This window comes from Rhodococcus chondri (assembly GCF_036327435.1).
Lineage (GTDB): Bacteria > Actinomycetota > Actinomycetes > Mycobacteriales > Mycobacteriaceae > Rhodococcus > Rhodococcus chondri.
In genome coordinates, this window is sequence record NZ_JAUZMZ010000240.1 from 1 (window position 1) to 5,532 (window position 5,532).

The following is a 5,532-nucleotide window of genomic DNA, read 5'->3' on the forward strand; positions in this document are numbered from 1 at the left end:
GACCGAGGACAACGCGTCGGAGGCGAACACCGGAAGCGCGATGCGCTTGGCCAGCAGGGTGTGGCCGAGCGCATCGCTGCGGAACGGTCTGCCCAGCAGCACATGCTTGGCCGTGGACGCCACACGGGACATTCGCGAAGCGTAATCCTCCGAGGCTTCCGAGGAACCGGTCGGAGAAATGCTGCTCGCGCAGGATGGCATGGGCGTGTCGGTGGATTGGGAGAAATGCGTGCGGGTGATGCCATCGACATCGTGGCAGGATGGGCACCGATGCCTGTAGGAAGTTCGCCGGGACGAGCTCGCGGCGGATCTCCGATCGGCGGTCCGGGGCTTCAGGCATGCTGCGGGCAGTACACGGCGATGCTGGTTTCGATGAAGAGAGTCGCGTGCGCACGCGAATAGCCGGGCCCGTCTTCCATGAGTGCGGGCAGCAGCTCCGGTTCGGGCACTCCGCGGTCGAGAGCGTCGCAAACAGTGTGCCCCATGACGACTGCAGAATCTCCGCCGTCGGTACCGTAATCGATACCGTACGAGTCGAGCATCTGGAGAAAGACGGTGTCGGTCCGGGCGGCGGTCTCGGAGTCGGTGAGGGTTGGCCGCGTCGCGGGGATGGAACTCGTCGTCGGCGGCGTCACCGGTTCGATGTCGGGGGTTTCCTGGAAGCTGCCGCATCCGGTGAGTGTGAGAAGGACCGTAGCTGCGGCGATGAACATGACGATCTTCACGGCGATCCTTATCGGTTGATGTCCGCCCGTCAGGGGTGACGTCAAGAGAATGCTCACTCGATGAAGCGGCGCTCACATGGATAAGACGGTGGCCTCCACTCGCCCATATCGGCGCCACTCTCATCAGCTACAAGCATGCCACTCTCGCCACACCTACAAGAAGCGGATCGACGGGCCGGGACGGTTGCAGCGTCGTCATGGGCGTCGCTCTCGATCCCACCCGCTGATGTTTGCCCGTCCGCATCAGCGAATTTTGCCGAACTCAGCGAGTTCTCAGCTCGTTTCCGAATACTGATGTCATGTCGACTGTCAGCGGCTTGCCCGCCCATGTGCTGCTCGTCCATTTCATGGTGGTCCTGGCCCTGGTGACAGCGATCCTGGTCGCGGTGTGCGGAGTATGGCCCACCGCCCGGAACCGATTCGTGTGGCCCACCCTTGTTCTCGCCGGCGTGACCCTCGTGTTGACTCCCCTGACCACCGAGGCCGGCGAGTGGCTCGAAGATCATGTGGATCGATCCGCTGCCGTGCACACCCATACCGAATTGGGCGACACGATGCTCTACTTCTCGGCGGCCCTTTTCGTGGCCGCTCTGGCCCTGACCGCGATCCATCTTCGTGAACGGCACACGGATTCGTCTCGAGTGCTCAGGGTGATCGTTGCCGCGTTGGCGCTCGTCGTCGCCGCCGCAACGTGTGTTCAGGTCTACCGAATCGGCGAATCAGGTTCACGCGCCGTGTGGAGCGATGTCGTGACCGCCTCCGACTCCGCGCCGTAGCACCACACTCACGGCCGCAGGAGTATTCGGAGACGGGTACTACACCACGGCGAGCCTACGCTGGTGTCGGTCATGACCAGTTCAGACGGTGAGCCGACCGCCGACTCGGCGTCCGACCGGGCACCGGAGCCGGAGCAGGAGCCGATCGTTGCTGCCGAGCGCGCCGCTACCGCATTGAGCAGTGACCGTTTGCCGCGCGGGAAACTCGGTCCGCGTTTCGATCGCCGCTCACCCTTCTTCACCGGCATGGCCGGAGCAGCCGGCGTGGTCGCCACGCTCGCGGTGGTCCTGGCGGTGCGGACAGTAGCGTCCGTTCTGATCCTGATCGGCGTAGCATTCTTCCTCGCGCTCGGCCTCGAACCGCTCGTGCGATGGGCAACAGCCCGGCGGATTCCCCGCTGGGCGGCGGTCACCACCGTCTTCGTCGTCGGTGGTGCAGCACTCGCGGCGTTGGTCGCCGCCGCGATTCCTCCCTTGACCGAGCAGGCAACCCAATTGATCGTCGCCGCCCCACACTACTTCGAGCAGCTCACCGATCCCGCCTCGTGGATCGGCCGGCTCAATACGCGTTTCGACCTGCAGCATCGACTGACACAGTTCTGGGGCGGCGCCGGCACGTCGGTGCTCGGGGAGATTGTCGTGGCCGGCCAGGCGGTGTTCACCGCCCTGGCCGATACGCTCATCGTCACGGTGCTGACGATCTATTTCCTGGCCGACCTACCCCGTTTGCGAGTCACACTGTTTCGGTTCGTGCCGCGCTCGCGCCGGCCGCGGGCGATCCTGCTCGGGGACGAAATCTTCGCGAAAGTCGGCGCATACGTCCTGGGCAACGTCCTCATTTCGGTAATCGCCGGAGCGGCGACGTTCGTGTGGCTGACCGTGTTCTCGGTACCGTACGCACTGTTGTTGGGAGTGTTCGTCGCGGTACTGGATCTGGTGCCGCTGGTCGGCTCGACAATCGCCGGGATCGCGGTTGCAGCGGTAGCTTTGACGGTCTCGGTGCCGATCTGTATAACGACGGTCGTGTTCTTCGTCGCCTTCCGTTTAGGCGAGGACTATCTGCTCGTGCCCAAGATCATCGGTAGATCGGTGCAGGTGCCTGCGCTGAGCACACTGATCGCCGTCCTGATCGGAGGCGCACTCCTGGGGCTGGTGGGAGCACTGGTCGCAATCCCGGTCGCCGCCGCCCTGCATCTGATTGCGCAGGAGGTGCTCTTCCCCCGCCTCGGCCGGGCATAGTCCCTGTACCTACTCGTGACGCGGGATGCGTACGAATACACGAAGACTGCCCTCCGGGGACGACGTCGATCGAGTAGGCCGTCGTACCCCTCGGACACAGGTTCGGCCACGCTGACGCCCTCAGTGCGTCCTCACCCTCGACCAGTAGATCCGTTCCGGGAAAGCACATTCGCTCCTCCGGCAAAACGGCCCAGGGCTGCCGAGTGACCGGGCTGCAGCCGGAACGTCGGGACGACTGTGATCAGTATCAACACCTCGTCGCCGCAGTGACCGGGAAAGTTGCACAGCAGCTCATAGCGCGTGGCCGGCAACGTAACGGTCATCAGCTCGATGCGCCGGGAGCGATGCCGTCACCGCCTCCTCGTCGCTGCGGCACCGACGAGGACGACCGGCCTGCGACGGGTCGAGGTCATGATGGTGACCGCCGCAATGCCTCTCGCCTGGAGACGAATTCGTCCTCGTCGATCTCCCCGCGAGCGAACCGCTCGGCCAGGATCCGTTCGGCCTCGTCATGTGCCGGACGATCGTGTCCGGGACGCGGAATACCGACCCTGCGTACCAGGAAGACGACGAGGCCGACAACCACCGACCAGAACAGCAAGAACATCAGCATCATCAGCAGCCAACCGCCGCCCCAACCTGTGCCGTACCAACCGTGCATGGGCGCTTCTCCTTCGTTGCTGCCCCTCGCGTGCCCCCGTAGAAGTTCGACGCCCGACAGTCCGTCCGAATGATCCGGTCAGAGCACCGGCACTCGCGCCGCGATCTGCCACTGCCGGGATGCACGCCGACCTCGGACCCGCGTCTCCGCGCGGAAATCGGGCTCGGTCCGCCTCCAGCCACAGTGCCCGATGAAGGGGCGCGGTTACCGTCCGTCATGGTTCCGTCCTCCGCCCTTCTCTGTCGAACTCCCGGTAAGAATCCAAGCTACGCGCGGTTTCTGATGAATCGGGCAGTCGATCCTGAGAATATTCGGTGGCACGACGGTCTGGTCTGCGCGCGGTGCCCGCAGCGCCGTGGCCGTCTCGGGACACGGACAACGCGAGTAAGGACGACCAGGCGTCGAGCCGCATCAGTGTCCCGGTCTCGGGGCGAGGTGTGCCTCCGCCGATCGGGATCACGTCAGGGTTTTCCGAATTGATGCCCTTCGCGATCCCCGGACGGGGATCGGAAACGCCGCGAGGGTCGATACTGGAGTGACCGAGAGCCACGACGTGGCACTCGTGTCGAGGAAGGGCCCAACCGTGAACATGATGGGCATGATGGACCAGGCACACATGATGCTGCACCAACTGATGATGTGGCTGCACCAGATGGGTGGGATGCCAATGATGAATATGCCGATGTAGAAGCACATTCATAGACCGAGACTTGCCGGGTGGTTATCGGGTCCCGCAATGCGCACGCCAGCGCGTCCTGATCGCCCGCGCTCACCGCTCCCGTCACATACCGAATGTGGCCGCCGAAGAACATGCCTCGAGTTCAGGCGTTCGGCGCACCACCCACGTCCCCACGGCCGCGATGCCCAGTCGGTTACCTTCTGCGTAGATACCCAGATGCATCGACGAATACCGCATGTGTGTGTGCCTTCCGCACATCACAGTCCCGGTAACGTCGGTGATGCTGGAGCAGCCCGACCAGAGCAGAGACGAGGCAGGGAGCGACCCCATGGCTGGTGCATCGTCAGTACCGACCGCTCCGTGGCGGGAGCGAATACGCATCCGGGCCGAGCCGATATTCCTCGCCGCGACCGTGACCGCTCTGCTGGGCGGCGGTGTCGCGTGGCTGGTCGATGCACCCACCGTCGCCGACGCCTGTTGGATCGTAGGCACCGTCGTCGCGATCATCCCGGCGGTGTGGTGGGTGCTCGATGCGCTGCGCCACGGCCGGGTCGGGGTGGACCTGATCGCGGTGCTCTCGCTGATCGGCACATTGGTGGTGGGCGAGTACGTCGCCGGGGCACTGATCGGTGTCATGCTGGCCTCCGGGCAAGCCCTCGATGCGGCTGCCGAACGCCGCGCCACCAAGGATCTGCGCGCCCTGCTCGAGCATGCCCCGCACACGGCCCGCCGCCGCGTCGGCGACGAGGTGGACGTGGTGCCGCTCGCCGAGGTGGCCCCCGGCGACACCCTGGTCGTCGGTCCGGGCGAGGTGATCCCCGTCGACGGCTGGGTCACCTCCGAACTCGCAGTGCTCGACGAGTCCGTCCTGACCGGCGAGCCGATGCATGTGCAGCGCCGAACCGGGGAGACGGTGCGCAGCGGTGTCGTCAACGCCGGTGGGGCGTTCGAAATCAATACGCGCGCGGCCGCCGACGACAGCACCTACGCCGGCATCGTGCGCCTGGCCCACGAAGCCGCCGCCGAGAGTGCCCCCGTCGTGCGGATCGCCGACCGGGTCGCCGCCTGGTTCCTGCCGTTGTCGCTGGCCGTGGCCGGGCTCGCGTGGCTACTGAGCGGCTCGGCCACCCGCGCCGTCGCCGTACTCGTGGTGGCCACCCCATGCCCGCTGCTTCTCGCGGCGCCCGTCGCGATCGTCTCCGGTCTGTCGCGGGCCTCGCGCCTGGGAGTGGTGATTCGCAGCGGCGGCGCGCTCGAGAACCTCGGGCGGGCGACGACACTGGTGATGGACAAGACCGGCACGCTCACCAGCGGCCGCCCCACCGGCGGGGACATCATCACCGCCCCCGGCGGCGACGCCACCGAACTGCTGCGCCTGGCAGCCTCCGCGGATCGGCTCTCCCCACACGTGCTGGCCGAGGCGATCGTTCAAGAGGCGAAGATGCGCGGGCT

The 5,532-nt window shown here is 65.8% G+C and carries 5 protein-coding genes; 3 read left to right on the forward strand and 2 right to left on the reverse strand.

Going from position 1 to position 5,532, the window contains the following annotated elements; translation table 11 throughout:
• Positions 1-332: 332 nt before the first annotated feature.
• Positions 333-725, reverse strand: coding sequence for a DUF732 domain-containing protein (locus tag Q8814_RS23985; protein ID WP_330154476.1), 393 nt, complete (start codon positions 723-725; stop codon positions 333-335).
• Positions 726-1,024: 299 nt separating this feature from the next.
• Between Q8814_RS23985 and Q8814_RS23990 the strand changes: the two genes are divergently transcribed.
• On the forward strand, positions 1,025-1,501 hold the full coding sequence (locus tag Q8814_RS23990; RefSeq protein WP_330154477.1) for a DUF2231 domain-containing protein: 477 nt from the start codon (positions 1,025-1,027) through the stop codon (positions 1,499-1,501).
• Between the two features lie 72 nt (positions 1,502-1,573).
• The gene (locus tag Q8814_RS23995) at positions 1,574-2,740 is read left to right on the forward strand and encodes an AI-2E family transporter (RefSeq protein ID WP_330154478.1); all 1,167 of its coding nucleotides are present in this window, start codon (positions 1,574-1,576) and stop codon (positions 2,738-2,740) included.
• A 409-nt stretch (positions 2,741-3,149) separates the two neighbouring features.
• Here Q8814_RS23995 and Q8814_RS24000 read toward each other — a convergent pair whose 3' ends face one another.
• The gene (locus tag Q8814_RS24000) at positions 3,150-3,401 is read right to left on the reverse strand and encodes an SHOCT domain-containing protein (protein ID WP_330154479.1); all 252 of its coding nucleotides are present in this window, start codon (positions 3,399-3,401) and stop codon (positions 3,150-3,152) included.
• Between the two features lie 1,007 nt (positions 3,402-4,408).
• Here Q8814_RS24000 and Q8814_RS24005 point away from each other — a divergent pair.
• The coding region (locus tag Q8814_RS24005; RefSeq protein ID WP_330154480.1) for an HAD-IC family P-type ATPase at positions 4,409-5,532 on the forward strand (1,124 nt) is incomplete at its 3' end.